The organism is Actinacidiphila sp. DG2A-62 (assembly GCF_035825295.1).
Lineage (GTDB): Bacteria > Actinomycetota > Actinomycetes > Streptomycetales > Streptomycetaceae > Actinacidiphila.
Genome location: NZ_JAYMGI010000002.1, coordinates 1,869,358 through 1,889,726, shown reverse-complemented (window position 1 = coordinate 1,889,726; position 20,369 = coordinate 1,869,358). Strand labels below are relative to the sequence as shown.

Annotated in this window: 18 protein-coding genes, 2 pseudogenes and 1 riboswitch; of the genes and pseudogenes, 13 read left to right on the top strand and 7 right to left on the bottom strand. The window is 75.5% G+C overall.

Annotation, left to right across the window (positions count from 1 at the left end; genetic code table 11):
* The first annotated feature begins 198 nt into the window (after positions 1-198).
* A riboswitch (TPP riboswitch) is annotated at positions 199-285 on the top strand.
* The 3 genes from thiO to VSR01_RS08365 all read left to right on the top strand — a co-directional run bounded on the left by thiO (position 270) and on the right by VSR01_RS08365 (position 2,608).
* Positions 270-1,505 (top strand): glycine oxidase ThiO, encoded by a 1,236-nt coding sequence (gene thiO / locus VSR01_RS08375; RefSeq protein WP_326448626.1) that lies wholly within the window; start codon positions 270-272, stop codon positions 1,503-1,505. (Overlaps the previous riboswitch by 16 nt.)
* On the top strand, positions 1,502-1,714 hold the full coding sequence (gene thiS / locus VSR01_RS08370; RefSeq protein ID WP_326448625.1) for a sulfur carrier protein ThiS: 213 nt from the start codon (positions 1,502-1,504) through the stop codon (positions 1,712-1,714). Before thiO ends, thiS begins: the two co-directional genes overlap by 4 nt.
* Positions 1,715-1,717: 3 nt before the next feature.
* Entirely contained in the window at positions 1,718-2,608 is an 891-nt protein-coding gene (locus VSR01_RS08365) for a thiazole synthase (RefSeq protein ID WP_326448624.1), read from the top strand.
* Between the two features lie 39 nt (positions 2,609-2,647).
* On the opposite strand, the gene VSR01_RS08360 is transcribed toward VSR01_RS08365, so the two are convergent.
* On the bottom strand, positions 2,648-2,998 hold the full coding sequence (locus tag VSR01_RS08360) for a hypothetical protein (protein WP_326448623.1): 351 nt from the start codon (positions 2,996-2,998) through the stop codon (positions 2,648-2,650).
* A gap of 55 nt (positions 2,999-3,053) precedes the next feature.
* Positions 3,054-3,563 (bottom strand): TetR/AcrR family transcriptional regulator, encoded by a 510-nt coding sequence (locus VSR01_RS08355; RefSeq protein ID WP_326448622.1) that lies wholly within the window; start codon positions 3,561-3,563, stop codon positions 3,054-3,056.
* 201 nt (positions 3,564-3,764) lie between these two features.
* On the opposite strand from VSR01_RS08355, the gene VSR01_RS08350 reads away from it, so the two are divergent.
* The 5 genes from VSR01_RS08350 (at position 3,765) to VSR01_RS08330 (ending at position 8,341) form a co-directional block, all read left to right on the top strand.
* Positions 3,765-5,006, top strand: coding sequence for an NAD(P)/FAD-dependent oxidoreductase (locus VSR01_RS08350; RefSeq protein WP_442785658.1), 1,242 nt, complete (start codon positions 3,765-3,767; stop codon positions 5,004-5,006).
* A 56-nt stretch (positions 5,007-5,062) separates the two neighbouring features.
* Positions 5,063-5,437, top strand: a complete 375-nt coding sequence (locus tag VSR01_RS08345) for an Rv2175c family DNA-binding protein (protein WP_326448620.1) — start codon at positions 5,063-5,065, stop codon at positions 5,435-5,437.
* Between the two features lie 19 nt (positions 5,438-5,456).
* A complete protein-coding gene (gene thiE / locus VSR01_RS08340; protein WP_326448619.1) occupies positions 5,457-6,191 on the top strand; it encodes a thiamine phosphate synthase in 735 nt (244 codons plus the stop codon).
* A 167-nt stretch (positions 6,192-6,358) separates the two neighbouring features.
* Positions 6,359-7,279: a methylenetetrahydrofolate reductase [NAD(P)H] gene (gene metF / locus VSR01_RS08335; RefSeq protein WP_326448618.1), complete on the top strand. Its 921-nt coding sequence runs from the start codon at positions 6,359-6,361 to the stop codon at positions 7,277-7,279.
* 27 nt (positions 7,280-7,306) lie between these two features.
* Positions 7,307-8,341 (top strand): hypothetical protein, encoded by a 1,035-nt coding sequence (locus VSR01_RS08330; RefSeq protein WP_326448617.1) that lies wholly within the window; start codon positions 7,307-7,309, stop codon positions 8,339-8,341.
* Here the strand turns inward: VSR01_RS08330 and VSR01_RS08325 are convergent.
* The 4 genes from VSR01_RS08325 to VSR01_RS08310 form a co-directional block, all read right to left on the bottom strand.
* Entirely contained in the window at positions 8,335-10,605 is a 2,271-nt protein-coding gene (locus VSR01_RS08325) for a terpene synthase family protein (protein WP_326448616.1), read from the bottom strand. The two genes, VSR01_RS08330 and VSR01_RS08325, sit on opposite strands and share 7 nt — an antisense overlap.
* 398 nt (positions 10,606-11,003) lie before the next feature.
* Positions 11,004-12,527, bottom strand: a complete 1,524-nt coding sequence (locus VSR01_RS08320) for a phytoene desaturase family protein (protein WP_326448615.1) — start codon at positions 12,525-12,527, stop codon at positions 11,004-11,006.
* A 203-nt stretch (positions 12,528-12,730) separates the two neighbouring features.
* Positions 12,731-13,384, bottom strand: coding sequence for a DUF4126 domain-containing protein (locus VSR01_RS08315; RefSeq protein WP_326448614.1), 654 nt, complete (start codon positions 13,382-13,384; stop codon positions 12,731-12,733).
* A 248-nt stretch (positions 13,385-13,632) separates the two neighbouring features.
* Entirely contained in the window at positions 13,633-14,247 is a 615-nt protein-coding gene (locus tag VSR01_RS08310) for a TetR/AcrR family transcriptional regulator (protein ID WP_326448613.1), read from the bottom strand.
* Between the two features lie 82 nt (positions 14,248-14,329).
* Here VSR01_RS08310 and VSR01_RS08305 point away from each other — a divergent pair, with 82 nt between their 5' ends.
* The 4 genes and pseudogenes from VSR01_RS08305 (at position 14,330) to VSR01_RS08290 (ending at position 17,723) form a co-directional block, all read left to right on the top strand.
* Complete coding sequence (locus VSR01_RS08305) at positions 14,330-14,797, top strand: SAV_6107 family HEPN domain-containing protein (protein WP_326448612.1); 468 nt, start codon at positions 14,330-14,332, stop codon at positions 14,795-14,797.
* Between the two features lie 161 nt (positions 14,798-14,958).
* Positions 14,959-15,729 (top strand): methyltransferase, encoded by a 771-nt coding sequence (locus tag VSR01_RS08300; protein ID WP_326448611.1) that lies wholly within the window; start codon positions 14,959-14,961, stop codon positions 15,727-15,729.
* A gap of 350 nt (positions 15,730-16,079) precedes the next feature.
* Positions 16,080-16,519 (top strand): annotated as a pseudogene (locus tag VSR01_RS08295) (DUF3040 domain-containing protein).
* 241 nt (positions 16,520-16,760) lie between these two features.
* Entirely contained in the window at positions 16,761-17,723 is a 963-nt protein-coding gene (locus tag VSR01_RS08290; RefSeq protein WP_326448610.1) for an NAD-dependent epimerase/dehydratase family protein, read from the top strand.
* A gap of 378 nt (positions 17,724-18,101) precedes the next feature.
* Here VSR01_RS08290 and VSR01_RS08285 read toward each other — a convergent pair whose 3' ends face one another.
* Positions 18,102-19,421 (bottom strand): MFS transporter, encoded by a 1,320-nt coding sequence (locus VSR01_RS08285; protein WP_326448609.1) that lies wholly within the window; start codon positions 19,419-19,421, stop codon positions 18,102-18,104.
* A gap of 90 nt (positions 19,422-19,511) precedes the next feature.
* On the opposite strand from VSR01_RS08285, the pseudogene VSR01_RS08280 reads away from it, so the two are divergent.
* Positions 19,512-20,272 (top strand): annotated as a pseudogene (locus VSR01_RS08280) (DeoR/GlpR family DNA-binding transcription regulator).
* The last annotated feature ends 97 nt before the right edge of the window (positions 20,273-20,369 follow it).

Sequence of the window (20,369 nt, the reverse complement as noted above, 5' to 3'; positions counted from 1 at the left end):
GGTCCTTGTGCCCAACGCGTGGCATTCCGGGACACACCCGTGACCTGCCCGCCCTTTCGGACGCCGAGCCGTCCCCGGGTCCGCGCCGTGCGACCGCCCCGCCGGCCGGGACGGCCGGCCGCCCTCGCGGGGCCGGGCGCGGACCTGCCGCGCCGCGCGGCCGGGGACCGGGGCTAAGCTGGCGGGGCCAAAGGAAGACGCGGGAGCCCGGACGACCGGGCTGAGAGGGCGGCTGGACGGCCGCCGACCGTACGAACCTGATCCGGGTCATGCCGGCGAAGGGAGCGCGCCACCTGATGCGCGAACACGGCCTGCACCACACCACCGACGTCCTCGTCGTGGGCGGCGGCGTCATCGGACTCGTCACCGCCTGGCGCGCGGCCCAGCGCGGGCTCGCGACAGCCGTCGCGGACCCCGCGCCCGGCGGCGGCGCGGCGCACGTCGCCGCCGGCATGCTCGCCGCGGTCACCGAACTGCAGTACGGCGAGCAGGCGTTGCTCGACCTCAACCTCGCCTCGGCCGCCCGCTACCCGGACTTCGCCGCGGAGCTGACCGAACTGACGGGCCTGGACACCGGTTACCGCCGCTGCGGCACCCTCGCGGTGGCGCTGGACGCGGACGACCGCGCGCACCTGCGGGAGTTGCACGCGTTCCAGACCTCGCTGGGCCTGGAGTCCCAGTGGCTCAGCGGCCGCGAGTGCCGCCGGCTGGAGCCGATGCTGGCGCCGGGCGTCCGCGGCGGCCTGCGCGTCGACGGCGACCACCAGGTGGACCCGCGGCGGCTGTCCACCGCGCTGCTGCGGGCCGCGGACCTGGCGGGCGTGGTGTTCCTGCGCTCGGCCGTCGCGCGGGTGACCGCGGACGGCGACCGGGTGACCGGCGCGGTGCTCGCCGACGGCACGGTGGTCGCGGCGGCGCGGACGGTGCTGGCCGCGGGCAGCGAGAGCGGCCGGATCGCCGGGCTGCCCGACGACGCGCTGCCGCCGGTGCGCCCGGTCAAGGGGCAGATCCTGCGGCTGCGGATGCCGGCCGGACAGCCGCCGTTCCTCACCCGCACGGTCCGGGCGGTGGTCCGCGGCAGCCACGTCTACCTGGTGCCGCGCGACAACGGCGAACTCGTACTCGGCGCGACCAGCGAGGAGTTCGGCTGGGACACCACGGTGACCGCCGGCGGGGTCTACGAACTGCTGCGCGACGCACACGAGTTGCTGCCGGGCATCACCGAACTGGCGCTCACCGAGACGCTGGCCGGGCTGCGGCCCGGCTCCCCGGACAACGCGCCGCTGCTCGGCGCCACCGCGCTGGACGGGCTGCTGCTGGCCACCGGCCACCACCGCAACGGCGTGCTGCTGACCCCGGTCACCGGCGACGTCCTCGCCGAGGTCCTCACCTCGTCCACCGGTGAACTGCCGCAGTACGCACGGGCGTTCGGCGCCAACCGGTTCACCACGACTGGGACGGGCCCGGTACCGCCCGCCCCCGCACGGCAGGAGCAGCACGCATGAGCGCGGCCATCACCGTCCAGGTCAACGGCGAACGCAGGACGCTGGCCGCCCCGGTGGCGCTGGACGCCCTGGTCGCCGCCGTCACCTCGGCGCCCTCCGGCGTCGCCGCCGCGCTCAACGAGACCGTGGTGCCGCGTGCCCGCTGGTCGGACACGGCGCTCGCCGAGGGCGACCGGATCGAGATCCTCACCGCGGTCCAGGGAGGCTGAGCGATGACCACGACGAAACCCATGCCGCAGCCGACGCCGCAGCCGACCCCGAAGCCGGCGACGAACGGGACCGCGCCCGCGGCGTCCTCCGCGCAGGCGGCCCCCGGCGCGGACGACGCGCTGACCGTCGCGGGCGTCACCTTCTCCTCCCGGCTGATCATGGGAACCGGCGGCGCGCCCAGCCTGGAGGTCCTGGAGCAGGCGCTGCTGGCCTCGGGCACCGAGCTGACCACCGTCGCGATGCGGCGGCTGGACCCGCGGACCAAGGGGTCGGTGCTCTCGGTGCTGGCCCGGCACGGCATCCGCGCGCTGCCGAACACCGCGGGCTGCTTCACCGCGGGCGAGGCCGTGCTCACCGCGCGGCTGGCGCGCGAGGCGCTCGGCACGGACTGGGTCAAGCTCGAAGTGATCGCCGACGAGCGGACGTTGCTGCCCGATCCGGTCGAACTGCTCGACGCGGCGGAGACGCTGGTGGACGACGGGTTCACCGTGCTGCCGTACACCAACGACGATCCGGTGCTGGCGCGGAAGTTGGAGGACGTGGGATGCGCGGCGGTGATGCCGCTGGGGTCGCCGATCGGCTCCGGGCTCGGCATCCGCAATCCGCACAACTTCCAGCTGATCGTGGAGCGCGCGTCGGTGCCGGTGATCCTCGACGCGGGGGCGGGGACGGCGTCCGACGCGGCGCTGGCGATGGAACTGGGGTGCGCGGCGGTCATGCTCGCGTCCGCGGTCACCCGGGCGCAGCGTCCGGTCCTCATGGCGGAGGCGATGCGCGCGGCCGTCCGCGCGGGGCGGCTGGCCCACCTCGCCGGCCGCATCCCCCGCCGCCACCACGCCCTCGCCTCCTCTCCCGCCCACGGCCTGCCCGACCTGGAGCGCCCCGCCTTCTAGCGCTCCGAGCGCACAGACGGGCGCCGGGCGCCTGCCGCGTCAGGCCAGGGCGTCCTCGACCAGGGCGACGGTCGCGCGGGGGTCGTCGACCTGCACGACCAGCCGTGCGTACTCCTCGTCGGCGAGTTCGACCACGACGGCCTTCGAGGGGTCCCTGACGTCCCAGAAGACCTTGTCGCCGTCCTGGTGGAACGTGCCCGCGGTGATCACGCGGGGTACGTGGGAGCCCGGCGCGCGGATCCCCTTCGGCGCGGCGGCGATGCCGGGATCGGCGGTCGCGCCGCGGACGTTGGCCAGCGGAACGGTCAGGCGGCCCTTGAAGGCCCAGAGCTTGTCGAGCCCCTCCATCACGACGACGAGGTCGTCGCCGACGATACGTATCTGTGCCATGTCCGGGCTCCTTGGTCGGGTGGTCGGGTGGTCGGGCTGTCTAGTTGTCGGGCCGTCAGGCGGAAGGGCCGAGGCGGCGGGCCAGCGCGGTCGCGACGTCGCCGGGGCTGCCGCGCACGAGCATGCCCAGCGCGGCGGCCGTGAGCGCGGCGGCCAGGTCGGCGCGAGCACCGAGCGCGTCGGCGATCGCCCGGTCGACGGCGGCCAACGCGGCCGTCACCTCGGAGGCGACCTCCGCGTCGACCCGTGCGCGGTCGACCGCCGCGAGGAGGAGCAGGCCGAGGTCGGCCGACGTGACGAGCCGCAGCACGGCCGCGACGTCCGTCGCCTCCCTCGCACCGGCGAGGGCGTCGACCAGCGGGCGGACGTCGTCGGCGACGTGGCGGCGCAGAGCCGCCAGATAGAGGCCACGCTTGCTGCCGAACGTCTTGTACAGGCTGTTGCGGTGCACGCCCAGGTGGGTGACGAGGTCGTCGACGGACACCCCGTCGTACGCCCGCCCGCCGAACAGCCGCACGGCCGCCCGCACCACCTCGTCCTCGTCGAACGCCCTCGGTCTGCCCATGACCGCCACGGTACGCAGTTGAGGAACGATCAGTCAAGAACGACCGTTCCCGAAATCGGCCGGCGGGCGACGCACCGGACACCGCCCCTCGCCGGCCGCGCGGCCGTTCCCCGCGCCCGCTGTGCAGCGCGGCGTCCCGCGGCGAGGGGGAGGGGTTAACGTGAAGGGGTGAGCGGACGCGTCGTGATCGTCGGGGCCGGGATGGCCGGGGTGCAGACCGCGGTCGAGCTGCGAGGCCAGGGCTGGCGCGGCGCCCTCACCCTCCTGGGCGACGAGCCGCATCCCCCGTACGACCGCCCGCCGCTGTCGAAGGCGGTCCTCCTCGCGGCCTCGGCCGCCACCGCGGGCGCGGGCGCCGCACAGGGGGAGGCCGGACCGGTGGCCGGGTCGGAGACCGGCCCGGAGACCGGCCCGGTGGACGTCCGCTTCGACGTCGACTTCGCCGCGCTGGACGTCGACCTCCGCCTCGGCGTCCGCGCCCAGAGACTGGACGCGGCCGGCCACGAGCTGGCCACCGACGCGGGACCGGTCCCGTACGACCGCCTGGTGCTGGCCACCGGCGCCTACGCCACCGCGCTGCCCGGCACCGCGGGCCTGCCCGGGGTCTACCCGCTGCGCACCCTGGACGACGCCGCCGCGCTGCGCCCGGTGCTCGCCGGGCAGCGGCACGTCGTGGTGGTCGGCGCCGGCTGGATCGGCGCGGAGTTCGCCACCGCGGCCCGCCAGGCCGGCTGCCCGGTGACCGTCGTGGAGGCCGCGGACCGCCCGCTGGCCGGGGCGCTGCCGCCCGAGGTCACCGCCCCGATGCGGCACTGGTACGAGGAGGCCGGCGTCGACCTGCTCACCGGCTCCCCCGTCGCGGCGCTCGAACCCGGCGCCGTCGTGCTCGGCGACGGCAGCAGGCTGTCCGCCGCGGCCGTGGTCGTCGGCATCGGCGCGCGCCCGGCCACCGGCTGGCTCGGCGGCTCCGGCGTCGCGCTGGACGACCGCGGCGCGGTCCGCGCCGACGACCGGCTGCGCACCACGGCCCAGGACGTCTACGCGGTCGGCGACTGCGCGTCCTTCCCGTCCGCCCGCTACGGCGAGCGGCTCCTGGTGCACCACTGGGACAACGCCGTCCAGGGCCCGCGGACCGCCGCGGCCAACCTCCTCGGCGGCGACGAGCGCTACGACCCGGTGCCGTACTTCTGGTCCGAGCAGTTCGGCCGGTTCGTGCAGTACGCCGGCCACCACGGCGCGGCCGACGCGATGCTGCTGCGCGGCGACCCGGCGGCGCCGGCCTGGTCGGCGGTGTGGCTGCGCGGCGGGACCCTGGCCGCGGTGCTCGCGGTGGGCAGGCCGCGCGACATGGCGCAGGCCCGCAAGCTGATCCCGCGCGGCGCCGCGGTGGACCCCGCGCTGGTCGCGGACCCCGCCGTCCCGCTGAAGTCCGCGGTGGTCTGACGCCCGTACGGCGGCGTGCCGCAGCGGTTGTCGGCGGCAGGTGGCAGGCTTGTCCCGTGACTGTTTTCTCGTCGGTTGACGCACACATCGACGCTCTCGTGCCCTCCTGGCTGACCCTGCCGGAGGTGGCCGAGCGTCTCGGACTCGAAGTGACCAGGATCCGCCCGCTGATCAAGGAGGGCCAGCTGCTCGCGGTACGCCGCGGGGAGAACAAGGTGCTCATGGTGCCGGCCGACTTCATCGGGGACGGCAAGATCGTCAAGGGTCTGACCGGCACGCTGACCGTCCTGAAGGACGACGGGTTCACGGACGACGAGGCCCTGGAGTGGCTCTTCACCCCGGACCCGACCCTGCCGGGCACCCCGGTACAGGCGCTGCGCGAGAATCGCGGGACCGAGGTGAAGCGCCGGGCGCAGGCGCTCGCCGTGTAACCCGACCCCGGGGGGCCCGATGACCGCCGCCGACTCCCACTCCGCTTCCGGACACGCCTCCGGCCACGCTCCCGGTCGCGACGCGGGTCCCGCGCCCGGCCCGGTGTCCGCGCGCGGGGCCGCGGCGCGGGCGAAGCTCGCCGAGGCCCGGCTGTACCTGTGCACCGACGCACGGGCCGGGCGCGGCGACCTCGCGGAGTTCGCCGACGCGGTGCTCAGCGCGGGCGTCGACGTCATCCAGCTCCGCCAGAAAGGCATCGAGGCCGGCGAGGAGCTGGCCGCGCTCGCCGTGCTGGCTCAGGCGTGCCGCCGGCACGGCCCGCTGCTCGCGGTCAACGACCGGGCGGACGTCGCCCACGCGGCCGGCGCGGACGTCCTGCACCTCGGGCAGGGCGACCTGCCGGTCGCGGCGGCGCGGGCGATCCTGGGGCCCGATGTGATCATCGGGCGGTCCTGCCACGCGGCGGCGGAGGTCGACGCGGCGGCGGTGGAGCCCGGTGTGGACTACTTCTGCACCGGGCCGGTCTGGCCCACGCCGACCAAGCCGGGGCGCCCGGCGCCCGGTCTGTCCCTCGTGCGGTACGCGGCGGCGCTCGGCCCTGCGCGGCCCTGGTTCGCGATCGGCGGGATCGACGTCGCGAACGTCTCCGAGGTCGTCGCGGCGGGCGCGCGGCGTGTCGTCGTCGTCCGCGCGCTCACCGAGGCGGCGGACCCCGCTGCGGCGGCGACCGCGCTCCGAGCCGCGCTCGCCTGACGCTCCGGGCCGGGCCGGTCGGCCTTCCCGCGTCGAGGCGGCGCATACCGGGGCCGCGCCCCCGGCAGGCGCGGCGTCCGGCGCTGAGGCGGCGCAGGGCGGGGCAAGAAGGGCAAAGTGGGCGGCGGGGGGACGCCGAGGGGGCGTTCCGGGCTAGCCTGGGCCGCATGGCCCTGGGCACCGCATCCACCCGCACCGACCGCGCGCTCACGATCCGTGACCTGCTGGCCGGCGGCGGCCGCTCGTACTCCTTCGAGTTCGCCGCCCCGCGGACGGAGAAGGGCGAGCGGACGCTGTGGAACGCGATCCGCCGCATCGAGGCGGTCGCCCCCACCTTCGTCTCCGTGACGTACGGCGCCGGCGGCTCCTCCCGCGAGGGGACCGTCCGCGCCACCGACCGCATCGTCTCGGAGACCACGCTGACGCCCTGCGCGCACCTGACCGCGGTCAACCACTCCGTCGCCGAGCTGCGCAACATCATCGGACAGTACGCCGACGCCGGCATCCGCAACATGCTCGCCGTCCGCGGCGACCCGCCCGGCGACCCGATGGCCCCCTGGGTCCCGCACCCCCAGGGGCTGACCTACGCCGCCGAACTGGTCCGGCTGATCAAGGACTCCGGCGACTTCTGCGTGGGCGTCGCCGCGTTCACCGAGATGCACCCGCGGTCCACCGACCCGGCCGAGGACACCCGGCACTTCATCGACAAGTGCCGGGCCGGCGCCGACTTCGCGATCACCCAGATGTTCTTCGACGCCGACGACTACCTGCGGCTGCGCGACCGGGTCGACCGCGCCGGCTGCACCATCCCGATCATCCCCGAGGTCATGCCGGTCACCAACGTCCGGCAGATCGAGCGCTTCGCGCAGCTCGGCAACGCCCCCTTCCCCGCCGACCTGGCCGACCGCATCCTCGCGGTGCAGGACGACCCGGCCGCGGTCCGGGCGATCGGCATCGAGTTCACCACCGAGATGTGCCGCCGTCTGCTCGCGGAGGACATCCCCGGGCTCCACTTCATTACGCTTAACCACTCCACCGCTTCGCTGGAGATCTACGAGAACCTCGGGCTGCACCAGCGGACGGCGTGACCCCTTAAACGGTGAGGAAGTGGGCACATGGGCTACTCGGTGCTCTACGTCGCCTTCGGCGTCGTCGCGCTCTGGCTGCTCGGCGAGGTGCTGCTGCAGTACAAGGCGCGGCTGCGCTGGCGGGTGCTGGCCTTCGCCGGGTTCATGTGCGTGGTCGGCGGCGTGGCCGGCAAGCAGATCGCGGTGATCGTGCTCGGCGCGCTCGCCTTCGGCACCGGGCAGAGCTTCGTCACCCTGTCCTACAAGCGCGGCTTCTCCACCGGCTGGGCGCTCGGCGGCCGGCCCGGCTCCAGCCGCCGCCGCAGGGTCGGCGGCGCCCGCCCGGCCGAGCCGGTGCTCGAAGTCACGCCCGTGGAGCCGGAGTACGACCCCGCGGCGGCGGCCCCCGCGGGCGACGACGTACTGGCCCGCGACGACGCGGAGCTGGACGAGCAGGTCTACCAGCCGGTCCCGATGCACGACGACAGCGGTGAGTACCCGCTGTTCAACAGCCGCTCCTCGTACACCCCCGACCCGTACACCAGCGGCGGCTACGAGGGCTACGGCGCGCAGGGCTACGGCGGCTGGGACGGCGAGCCGCAGCCGGCCGCGGCCACCGCCTCGTACGACGGCGGCGCCCAGCAGGGCGGCTACGACGCCTCCGGCGGCTGGGGCGGCGGCCAGGAGCAGGGCTGGGGTCCGGGGTACGGCGAGCAGTACGCCCAGGGCGGCGGCTACGGCTACCCGCAGGAGCAGCCCGCGGCGGCCGGCTACGACGCCTCCTACGGCGGCGGGTACGCCGGTTACGGCGGCCAGGACGCCGGACCGGGCTACGCCGACGGCAGCGGCGGCTACGGCTACGGCGGCGGGACGGCCGCGGGCGCCGGCGACTGGACCGGCTACGCCGCCCCCTCCTACGGCGACCAGCCCGCCGCCGACCCCTACGCGGCCTACGGCCAGGACCAGCAGCAGCCCTACATCCCGCAGCAGCACCAGCCCTCCTCCGAGCAGGCCGGCCACGAGCAGCAGCCGCACCAGGCCCGCGAGCAGTACGCCGATCCGTACGACCCCTACCGCTACTGACCGGCGGCCCGCCGCGTCATCCAGGACGCCGCCGAGGTGCCGAGGCCGGCGGGCACGCCCCACGGCCGGACCGGACGCGCCGCCGGGTGCGGGAAGTCCCGCAGCAGCGTCGCCTCCTCGTAGCGGTGGCAGCCCTCGTGCCAGGTGAGGATGCCGGCCATCCAGTCGCGCAGCTCCTGCACATAGCCCTCCAGCACCCCGCGCGCGGCATCGTCGAGGTCGAACTCCTCGTACAGCGCGGGAAGTTGCTCGCCGGTGATGTGCTGGAACTCGGCCATCCTGGCGGCCAGCAGATCGCCGACCACGTCCATCGCCTGCTGCGGCTCGCAGTCCAGGAAGTTCTGCACCACCAGCACCGCGTTGTGGATCTCGCCCTCGAACTCGATCTCCTTGCGGTAGGAGAACACGTCGTTGATCAGGCAGCCGACGTCCGCGGCCGCGGTCTCCATGCCGCGCACCGGCCGGGAGCGGTAGATCTCGTCGGGCAGCGCGCCGCCGTGGCCGATCCTGGACAGGCTCATCGTCAGGTCGGAGCCGAAGGTGGCGCGGCGCATCTCGATGTAGTCCACCGGGTCGGGCACCCGGTTCAGCTTCTGGTTGCCGATCTCCCAGACCCAGCTCTCGCACATGTCCTCGACCGCGGTGCGGAAGCGCCGCCGCGCCTGGGCGTCCATCGGACCCGCGGTGCGCCGCCACAGGTCGGCGAGCCCCCGCTCCAGCGCGGTGAGCGGCGGCGGCACGGGCCCGGCGTCCAGCGGCATGAACAGCTTGAACCGCTCGGTGGCGGCCCGCGCCGCGGTCAGGTCAGGGGCGCCCCGGCCGAAGACGATCGGGTAGTAGTCGTCGCCGTAGGTGCCCCAGGTGAGCCAGTTGGTGGTCAGCGCCAGCTCCTGCGCGGTGGCCGCCGGGTGGATGCCGGCCGCGCACAGCGCGAAGTCGTAGTCCACCAGCTTGCGTTCGTCCCACAGCCCGCCCGGCAGCGGGAAGCCCGGCTCGGGGCCGAGCATGCCCATCTCCCGCGCCCAGCCCACGCCGTGCGCCCGGGCCGCGTCCAGGTGCGGGCTGAGCGTGGTCGGGAACGGCATCGGCACCTCGGCCCTGCGCACCTGGCCGGTCGGCCGGTGCGGGGCGTGCGAGAAGGCGCGGGCGCGCTGCGGGAGCGTGGTGGCGAGCGACCCGAGGATCTGCGCGACCTGCGCGGCCGAGGTGCCCAGCCCGGTCGGCCCGCCCGGCGCCCCCGCCGCCCGCACGCCGACCTCGCGGGCGCCGGCGTCCGCGCCGTTCATGTACCGGCTGGAGCGCATGTGCCACTCGTGGCCGCCGGACTGCCAGTCCTGCAGCCCCTTGACGTAGCCGAACACCGCCAGCCGCTCGGCCGGGGTCAGCGCGAACTGCTCGGCCAGCGGCTCGACCTCGGTGAGCGCGGTGTGCTCGAACTGGTGCAGCCGCGAGGTCAGCAGCTCGTTGACCCGCTCGGCGGCCTGCTGCGGGTCCAGGCCGAGGAAGCGTTCCAGCACCAGCACGGCGTTGGACAGCTCGCCCTCGTCCTCGATCTCCCGCTGGTACGAGAACAGGTCGTTGCGCAGGTGGACGCCGTCGGCGAAGCAGTCGCGCAGCACCCGCATCGGGCGGGAGGCCGCGATGCGCGCGGGGACCTCGGCGTTCGCCGCGTGCTCGATCAGGTTCGCCGACCAGGGGGCGCCGCCGACCTTGCGGCGCATCTCGATGTACTCGATCGGGTTCGACACCCGGCCCGCGTTGATGTTGGACAGCTCCCACAGCGACTCCTCCAGCAGATGCCGGGTGCTCTCGTGGAAGCGGCGGCGGAAGTCGTGCGACGTCGAGGGCACGGTCCTGGCCCACAGGTCGGCGAGGCCGGCCTCGACCTGGTTGGTCGGCTCCGGCGCCTCCCGCGCCGGGTCCACCGGCATGAACGCCGGCAGCCGGTCCAGGTACGCCTTGGCGCCCGCCATGTCCTGGCTCCGCTTGAAGATGTCCAGGAAGTGGTCGTCGAAGAAGAACACCCACACGTACCAGTCGGTGACCAGGTCGAGTTCCGGGCCCGAGGCGTCGGGGTGCGTGTACGCGCACAGCAGCGCGTAGTCGTGCGCCTCCAGGTCGGCGGCCGTCCAGATCCCCGAGCCCTCCAGCATTCCCATCCCGCGCGCCCACTCCCGCGTGTGCGCGCGGGCCCGCTCCAGATGCGGGTTCAGCCGCGCGGGGTACGGCATGTAGAAGTCCGGAAGTACGAAGGGTTGTCCCACGGCGTGATGCCTCCCCATCGGGCCTGCACGGTCGGTCGCGCCCACGCTAGGTCGCTCGCGCTCGGCGTGCGGCGAACGGGCGGCCTTTCCCCTCGATCTGCTGAATCCGCCCGCCCCGAGGCATAACCCCCTCCCGGGCGGTTTCAGCGCGGGACGCCGCGCTGTGGTTTCTGTGCGGCTGGCGCCGCGTGGGCGCGACGAGCCACCGCGGTGCTGCGGGTCGTCACCGGCCGGGAGGGGCTGTCGCCGTCGTGTCCGGATCACCGAGCGGGTGGGTGGCTGGTCGCGCCGTTCCTCGCGCCCCCTGGGCGGGTTGACGCCCGACGCTGCGCCGGCCTTGGGGGGCGGCCGGGGGACGACGCGCGGCGTTGGGCCGATCGGGGCGCGGCGCCCCGGCGTCATGTGCTGCCGCCCGGGCCTCCGGCGACGAGATCCGCGGTGATGGCCGCGGACATGCCCGCGTGGGGCAGGCCCCCACCGGGATGCGCCCAGCCGCCGACCACGTAGAGCCCGGGCGGCGCCGCCCGGTTGGGCGCCCGCACGAGCGCACCGTCGATCCCCGGCAGCGTCGGCGCGGGGACCGACCCGCCAGGCGCTCCGGTGGCGCGCTCGGCGTCCGCGGGCGTCCGCACCTCGCGCCACAACTCCCGCTCGCGCAGCCCCGGCACGGCCGCCTCCGCCGCCTCGACCATCCGCGCCGCGACCCCCTCCGCGACCCCCGGCGCGTCCCAGTCGACCCCGCCGGCCTGGTGCGCGGGCACCGTCGCGACCACGGTCACCGCCTCGTGCCCGTCGTCCGGCCGTACCGCGGGATCGTCCGGCCGCAGCACGCCGACCGTCAGCGCCCCGGGCCGCGGCAGCGCCTCGCGGCGCGGCCTGAACAGCCAGTCCAGCGCCGCCCCCCGGTCCGCCGCGTGCACCACCGCGCGGTGCGCCGCGTCCGCGGGCCGCGCGCCGCGCAGCGCCAAGTGGACCGTGCAGCGCCCCGGTTCGCCGACCGGACCCATCGGCGGCCACGCGTCCTGGCGCTCCCACGGCACCACCTGGTCGCGGTAGAGCGCCGGCAGCGGCGCCCCCGCGACCACGACGTCCGCCTCACAGCGCGTGCCGTCGGCCAGTTCGACGCCGGCCGCCGCGCCCTTCTCGGACGTGAGCAGGCCGGTCACCTCCGCGTCGAAGCGGAACTCGACCCCGCGCGCCAGGCACCGCTCGTACAGCGCGTCGGCCAGCGCCCGCATCCCGCCGCGCGCGTACCACAGTCCGAACGTCGCCTCCAGGTACGGCAGTACGGTCGCCGACGCGGGCGCGGTCCGCGGGTCCAGGCCGGCGCCCAGCGCCCAGCTCTCCAGCACCGCGGCGAGCCGCGGATCGCCCAACTCGGCCGCCGCCACCCCGGCGAGCGTCGGCGGCGCGGCCCGCCGGAACAGCCCGCGTATGGCCGGCGCCGGATACGGGTCGCGGGCCGCGAGCGCGGGGTCCCGCAGCACCTCCTCCAGCATCGGCCGACGCACCGCCTCCCACGTCGCCCGCGCCTTGACCAGCACCTCGCTCCAACGCTCGCCGCTGCCCGCGCCGAAGGCCGCGTCGAGCGCGGCGATCACGCCGGACCGGGAGGCGTTGGGCAGCGTCACGGACGTGCCGTCGGCGAAGAGGTGGCGCCCCGCCGGGTCCACCTGGACCAGGTCGACCCGGTCCTCCAGGGACTCCTTGCCGGTCTTCACGAACAGGTCGCGGTAGACCGCGGGGAGCGTCAGCAGGCCGGGACCGGTGTCGAAGGCGAAGCCGTCCCGCGCGACGCGGCCGACGCCGCCGCCGTACGTCCCGGCGCGTTCGTGGACGACCACCCGGTGGCCGCCGGTCGCCAGCCGGGCCGCCGCCGCCATGGACGCCATGCCGGCGCCGATCACCGCAATCCGTGCCATGACCAGGACTGTAGAGGACGGTACGCGGCCCCGGGTCCCCGGCCCGGACCCGTGCGCCGCACCCGGCCCGGACCCGTGCGCCGCACCCCGGCGCGCGGCCGTGCGCGGGCCCGGTCCGTACGCGAGGCCCCGGTCCGTACCCCGGGCCCGGTCCGTATGCGGCCCCGGTCCGTACCCCGGGCCCGGACCCGCGGCCCGCCGCGTCAGGTCGCCGCGGGCCACCTCGTCGCGCCGCCGGAGCCGCCCGCGCCACCCGAACCACCCGCGGGACCGCCCGTGCGGCCGGCCCCGCGCTCGCGGCGGCGCCGCCAGTACCGCCGGATGCGGGAGAAGGCGAACACCACCACGCACAGCCCCGCCGCGAGCAGCGCCCCGGCGATCACCGCCGCGGCCACCGGGTGGAACAGCGCGAAGACCACGATCGCGGCGACCCCGAGGTCCTCCACCAGACTCAGCACGATGTTGCTGACCGGCTCGGGCGAGGTGTTCACCGCCATCCGCGTGCCCGCCTTGACCAGATGACTGGCCAGCGCCGCCGACCCGCCGATCGCGCCCGCCGCCAGATGCGACAGCGACCCCTGGTGTCCGGCGAGCAGCGCCGCCACCACCGCGCCCGCCACCGGGCGGACCACGGTGTGCGCCACGTCCCACGCGGTGTCCGCGTAGGGGATCTTGTCGGCGACCGCCTCGCACAGGAACAGCACGCCTGCCACCACGAGCACGTCGGCGCGCTGCAGCGACCCGGGGACCTGGTCGGTCACCCCGGTCGCACCGGACAGACCGAGCAGCAGGACCACGGCATAGGCGTTGATCCCGCTGGCCCAGCCGCTGGTGAACACGAGCGGGAGCACGGACATGCGCGCACCCTAGCGTGAGCACCCCGCGCGGCGTCTGGGTACGCGTACTCAGGTACGGGTTTGAGTAGCCGCGCGGATGGCCGCGACCAGCGGAAACGGAAGAGTGGCGGACGCGGAGGGGCACGGAGGGGACCGCCGGCACGGGGCGGCGGACCGGACACCGGACCCGTCCGCAACGGGGGTCAACGGGGGACCGCCACAGGGGACCGCGGGAGCGGGGGACCCGCGGGGACCGACGGGTGGTGCGGCTACGGCCTCGCCGCTGTGCCGCCCACCCGCCCCTGGAGCAGCCGGGACAGCGCCGCGTGCACCTCGTCGATGCTCCGCTCCGGCTGGAACGCCTGCCAGTCCAGCGCCGCGACGAGGACCATGCCGAACAGCGCCGACGCGGTCAGCGGCACGTCGATCTCCCCGCTCACCTCACCCGCCTCGACCGCCTCGCCCAGCACCTTCTCCACCACCGCGACCGCCTCCTGACGGACCACCGCGAGGGTCTCCTGCCAGGTCCGGTTGGTCCGCCACAGCTCGGCCACGTACAGCTGGGTGAAGGACGGGTAGCGGACGATGAACCCCAGCCCCGCCCGGATCATCGCGTCCAGCCCGTCCACCCGGCTGCCGCCGCGCGCCGCCGCGTCCTCGGCGGCCTGCCGCAGGGAGGCGGTGAGCAGGCCCACGCCGTGCCGCATCAGCTCCTCGAACAGGTCGTTCTTGCTGGCGAAGTTGTAGTAGACGGTCCCCTTGGCGACCCCGGCGCGTTCCGCGATCTCGTCGACGGTGGTGGCGGAGAAGCCCTGCTCGGCGATGAGGGTGACGGCGGCGTCGTACAACCGCTGCCGGGTTGCCCTGCGTCGTGCGGTGGTCATATGCCGATTGTGTCAGGGGGATTGTCAGTGGTCGGTCCCACTATGGGGGGCAACGGGAAAGCAACGGAAACGGAGGCTCGTCATGGCATCTCCGGTCGGCGACATCCACCCCGTACTGCGCCGTGCCGGCGCGACCCCCGCCGCCCTCGACCTGCTCACCCAGGCGCACGTCGGCCTGGAGGAGGCCGCGCTGCTCCAGGCTCCGCACGAGCGGTACGCCGCGGCGCACCTGGCCGCGCTGCGCACCGCCGCCGCGGTGCTGGCGGTGCGCGGCCGGCCCGAGCAGACCGCGCGGCGCCGCCGCAGGATACGCACCGCGTGGGAGGTGCTGCCCGAGGTCGCGCCCGAACTCGCCGAGTGGAGCGCCCTGTTCGCGGCCGGCGCGGAGCGCAGGGCACGGGCCGAGGCGGGCATCGCCGGCGCGGCGACCGCACGCGACGCCGACGACCTGGTCCGCGACTGCGGGATGTTCCTGCGTCTGGTCGAGCGGATGCTGCTGCTCAGGCCCGCGTTCGAGGAGGACGGCCCGGCCGCGGCCCCGGCGGGCTGACCCCGGCGCGGGGCCGCGGTGCGCGGCCGTGCGGCCCGGCCCGGGGCATGGCCGGGCCCCGGCCCTGCCCTGGCCCGGCGTACGACTTCGGCGGCCCTGTCAGGCCCTAGAGTTGGAGCCGCCCGAAGCTGACCGCCCGCCCGCGAGGAGAGCCGCCCGCCATGTCCCGTCCAGGAGGGGTGGAGCCGATCCGTCCCCGTGCCAGCCTCCGTACCGCCGTGGTGTGGGAGGTGCTGCGCGAGGCGCTCGAAGGCCGTGCGAAGACCGCGGACCGGTCCGGGCTCGACGTGCTGGACACCGGCGGCGGCACCGGCAACTTCGCCGTGCCCGTCGCCCGGCTGGGCCACCGCGTCACCGTGGTGGACCCCAGCCCGGACGCGCTCTTCGCGCTGGAGCGCCGCGCCGCCGAGGCCGGCGTCACCGACCGGGTCAGGGGCGTGCAGGGCGACGCCCACGGGCTGCTGGGCGTGGTCGAGCCCGGCGGCTACGACATGGTGCTGTGCCACGGCGTGCTGGAGTACGTGGACGACCCCGCCGAAGGCGTGCGCAACGCGGTGGCCGCGCTGCGCGAGGCCGGCAGCCTCAGCCTGCTCGCGGCCGGCCGCGGCGGCGCGGTGCTGGCCCGCGCGCTGGCCGGCCACTTCGCCGAGGCGCAGCACGCCCTCGGTGACCCGGACGGCCGATGGGGCGAGGGGGATTCGCTGCCCCGCCGCTTCACCGCCGACGAGCTGACCCGGCTGGTCGGCGAGGCGGGTCTGCGGGCCGTCGCGGTGCACGGCGTACGGGTCTTCGCCGATCTGGTGCCGGGCGTGCTGGTGGACACCGAGCCGGGCGCGCTGGAGGCGCTGCTGCGGCTGGAGCTGGCGGCCGCGGCCGAGCCCGGGTTCCACTCGGTCGCGACGCAGCTGCACGTGCTGGCCGAGCGGGGCTGAACGGAGGTTTCCGCCGGCCTCGCGCGGTTCCAAACCTTTCCCCCGGCGGCTTTGCCCGGCCATTGCCCGGTCTTTACCCGCAACGGCGGTACGGGACGGCGAAAAGCCCGCGCGGACCTCCCCGCGGGACGGCTCGCCAGGACCCACGCGCACCGCCGCGAAGGGGAGTCCGTCACAGGCCGCCCGCAGCCGCATTCCTGACCGTATGCTGGCATGACGTAAAGGCGGACGGGGAAGGAGAGCCCCGTCGGGACAGGCGCAGTGGGGCGGGTTTCACCGGGACGATTCCCTGCCTATCCTTGAAAGGGTCGGACCGGTCGTCTCGCGCGACCGACGAGTAGGAGGTCTCCGTGCCGCTCTCGGAGCACGAGCAGCGCATGCTCGAGCAGATGGAGCGAGCGCTGTACGCCGAAGATCCCAAGTTCGCGTCGGCGCTCGAGGGCAGCGGGCTGCGCACGTTCACCCGTCGCCGCGTGTATCTTGCCGGGGCCGGTTTCCTGGTCGGCATCGGTCTGCTCATGGGGGAATCGTCGCGAAGCAGACCTGGGTCAGCGTGGTGGGCTTCCTGGTCATGCTCGCCTGCGCGGTCGCCGCGGTGACCGCGTGGCGCCGTGGCAGCCGCGCGGCCGAGCCGGTGCCCGTCGGCGGGCGCGGACCGGCGGTCCGGCAGTCCCGCATCCGCGGTGGCCGCGTCCGCGGGGGACGTCGCCAGCAGCAGCCCAAGCGGGGCAAGGTCATGGACCGCATCGAGGAGCGGTGGCAGCGCCGCCGCGACGAGCAGGGCCGGTAACGGCCGCCCCGGTTTCCCACGACGCGAGGTTCGGCGCGCGCCCGTCTGTCACGGGCCCGCGCCGATGTGCTTTCCGGGGGTCGTGTCGCCCTGTCGGCAGTGTCGCTTGACCTCAAGCGCTTGAGGTTTGTTTGGCTGCGGACATGAGCGACACGAATGATGTGAACGGCGTGAACGACACGAACAGCGTGAACGGAGCGAATGGCGCGAACGGCGCGGGCGGGGCGGCGGGGCCGGCCGGGTGCTGGTGACCGGCGGCTCCGGCTACCTGGCCACCCGGCTCATCGCCGACCTGCTGCACGGCGGGACCGAGGTGCGGACCACCGTCAGGACCCGCGAGAGCGAGGACGCGGTGCGCGAGGCGGTACGCCGCGCGGGCGCCGACGACTCCGGGATCGAGTTCGTCCGCGCGAGCCTGACCGACGACGAGGGCTGGGCCGCGGCGGCGGCCGGCATCCGCGACGTCTACCACGTGGCGTCGCCGATGATCACGGCCCAGGACCCGCGGGAGGTCGTGGTCCCGGCGCGGGACGGGACGCTGCGGGTGCTGCGCGCGGCCCGTGGCGCCGGCGCCCGGCGGGTGGTGCTCACCTCGTCGTTCGCGGCGATCGGGTACTCGCCGAAGCCGGTGCGCGACTACACCGAGGACGACTGGACCGACCCGGACACGCCCGGGCTCGCGCCCTACCCGCTGTCCAAGGCCGTGGCCGAGCGCGCCGCGTGGGACTTCGTCGCGGACGAGGCGCCCGAGCTGGAGCTGGTGTCCGTGAACCCGACGTGGATCGCCGGGCCGACGCTCACCGCGGCGGCGCGGTCCTCGCTGCAGTTCTTCAAGGCGATGCTCGACGGGACGATGAGCGCGGTGCCGCGGCAGCGGTTCGGCATCGCCGACGTGCGCGACGTGGCGGCGCTGCACATCGCGGCGATGGGTACGCCGCAGGCCGCGGGGAAGCGGTACCTCGCGCTCGCGGACGGGCCGACCATGACGTTCCTGGAGGTCGCGCGGGTGCTGCGGGAGCGCCTCGGCGAACTGGGGCGGCGGGTTCCCACGGCGGAGGCTCCCGGCGAGGAGCCGGCGCCGCTCGTCATCCACAACGAGCGGGCCAAGCGCGAGCTGGGCTTCGCGCCGCGCCCGGCGGAGACCACGATCGTGGAGACCGCGGAGAGCCTCCGCGAGTTCGACCTCCTGGCGCCCGTCTCCTGACGCCACCCCCGCCCCGAGGGGGTTGCTCGGTCCTCCCCCCCCCGAGCTCCGCAGGGAGGTGCCCCCCCAGGACCCCTGGCCGGTGGTTGGCTGGTCGCGCCCACGCGGCGTCAGCCGCATATCAGGCGCAGCCCGCGCCCCGGCGCAGCCCGCGCCCCGGCGCAGCCCCGCGCCCCTAGGAACGCACGTCCAGCGTCGCGCCGGCCCAGGGGGCGTTCGCCTGGCGCCGGAGGTCAAGCCTTCCGGGGGCGCGGGGAACTGCGCGACCAGTTGGCGTGGTGCGGCGACTCGTCACCGGCCGAGGGGGCTGTCGCTGTCGTGTCCGGCCCGTCGGCTCGGGGATGTGCTGGTGGCGCGCACTCCCGCGCCTCGGAAGGGTCAGCGCCCGGCGCCGAGCGGGCGCTCGTCCTGGGCCGCCACGCCGGCGGCGGCGTCGTCCTCAGTGCCGCCGGGCGGCGCGGCGCGGAGGACTCCCGCGGACACCGCGGTCGCGGCGCACAGCACGGTCAGCAGCACGAACGCGTGGTTCAGCGCCACGACATGCGTCAGCCAGCCGATGACCGCGGGGCCGGCGAGCATGCCGAGGTAGCCGACGCCGGCGACGCGGGAGACGTTGGCGCCGGCGGCTGCCGGATCGGCGTGGCCGGCCGCGCTGAACAGCTGCGGGACGCAGCCGGACAGCCCCAGCCCGAACAGCGCCCAGCCCGCGAACGCCGCCCAGATCCACGGCGCCACGGCGACGACCGTGATCCCGGCGGCGGCCGTCGCCGCGCCCCGGCGCAGCACCGCGGTCGGCCCGAAGCGGGCCGCAATCCGGTCGGCGAGCAGCCGGCCCGCGGTCATGGCCGCGGCGTAGGTGCCGTACGCGAACGCCGCGGTGCTCGCCGGCGCGCCCAGCACGTCCTTCAGGTGCAGCGCACTCCAGTCGTTGGCCGCGCCCTCGGACAGCATGACCATCAGCGCCAGGACGGCGAGCACCCAGATCCGCCCCCGCGCGCCGCCGACCGCCCCCGCGCCCGTACGCGGGTCGTCCCCCTCGCCGTCGCCTTCCTCGGCCCGCACCGCCGCGCCGACCCCCGTGACCTCCGCGACCCCCGTGACCTCCTTGACCACCGCGATCTCCGCACCCGTCGCTGCCGCCGCTCCCGGCAGCAGGAACCGCCCCGCGCCCAGCGCGACCAGCACGCCCACCGAGCCCAGGGCGCCCAGCGTCGTCGCCGTGCCGACCCCCGCGCCCGACGCCGCGGCGGCGACGAGCGCCGCGAGGACGCCGCCGACCGAGAACGTCGCGTGGAAGCCGGACATCACCGGCCGCCGGTACGCCTTCTCCACGTGCACCGCGTGCGCGTTCATGCTCACGTCGAGGCTGCCGTTGGCGAAGCCGAAGACCAGCAGGGCGCCGGCCAGCGTCCACGGGTCGCGGGGGAGGCCCGGCAGGACGAGGGCCGCACCGCACAGCACCCCGGCGGCCGGCACCACGGCGCGGGTGCCGAGCCGGTCGGCCAGCCGTCCGGCCACCTGCATGCCGAGGAACGCCCCCAGTCCCAGCAAGACCAGCAGGCCGCCCAGCGCCGCGTGGCTGATGCCCACGCGCGTCTCGACCGCGGGGATGTGCACCACCCACGCGCCCATCAGCGTGCCGTTGAGGACGAAGTAGACATAGGTCGCCACGCGGGCGGCCCGGAGCGACCGTTCCATGCGGCTCACCATAACGAACATCTGTGATGTTCAAAATCCTCCAGATCGAACACGTTGCTTGTTCGCTCCGGAGTGCGGTTCAATCGCGGTATGACCAACGCAGACCGGCACGGACTGATCGCCCAGGCGGTCAGGGACGCGGGCGGCGCGACCGTGCAGGAACTCGCCGAGCTGACCGGCGCCTCGGAGATGACGATCCGGCGGGACCTGGACGCGCTCGCCGCGCAGGGAGTGCTCGAACGGGTCCGCGGCGGCGCGCGCACCCTGCTGCTGAGGGGGAGGAACCGCCCTTCGCGCTGCGCGCCCACGAGGCCGTCGAGGCCAAGCGGAAGATCGCCGCCGAGGTCTGCGCGATGATCGCCGACGGCGAGACCGTCGTCCTCGACAGCGGCACCACCTGCCTGGAGGTGGCCCGGCTGCTGCACGCCCGCCCGGTGACGGTGATGCCGCTGTCGCTGCAAGCCGTCCAGGTGCTCTCCGAGGCGGGCGGCGCGGCCGAACTGGTGGTGCCCGGCGGCAGGCCGCGCGCCGCCGAGGGCGCGCTGACCGGTCCGCTCACCCTCGCGTCACTGGCCGCGCTGCGCTTCGACACCGCGGTCATCGGCTGCTGCGGCCTGAGCGCCGCCGACGGCCTGACCGCCTACGACCTCGACGACGCCGCCGTGAAGAAGGCGAGCATCGCCTCGGCCCGCCGCGCGGTGGTCGCCACCGACGGCGGGAAGCTCGGCCGTACCGCCTTCGCCCACGTCGGCCCGTCCGCGCTGCTGCACACCCTGGTCACCGACGCGGCCGCGCCCGCCGCCGAGGTCGCCGCGATCGAGGCCGCGGGCACCGCGGTCAGAACCGTCTGACGCCGACCGCCACGCCGCCCCGGGCCCGGCGCCGACCCCCGCACCGGCCCTCGCTCCGAGTCTCCGCACCGGCCCTCGCCCCGGGCCTCCGCACCGG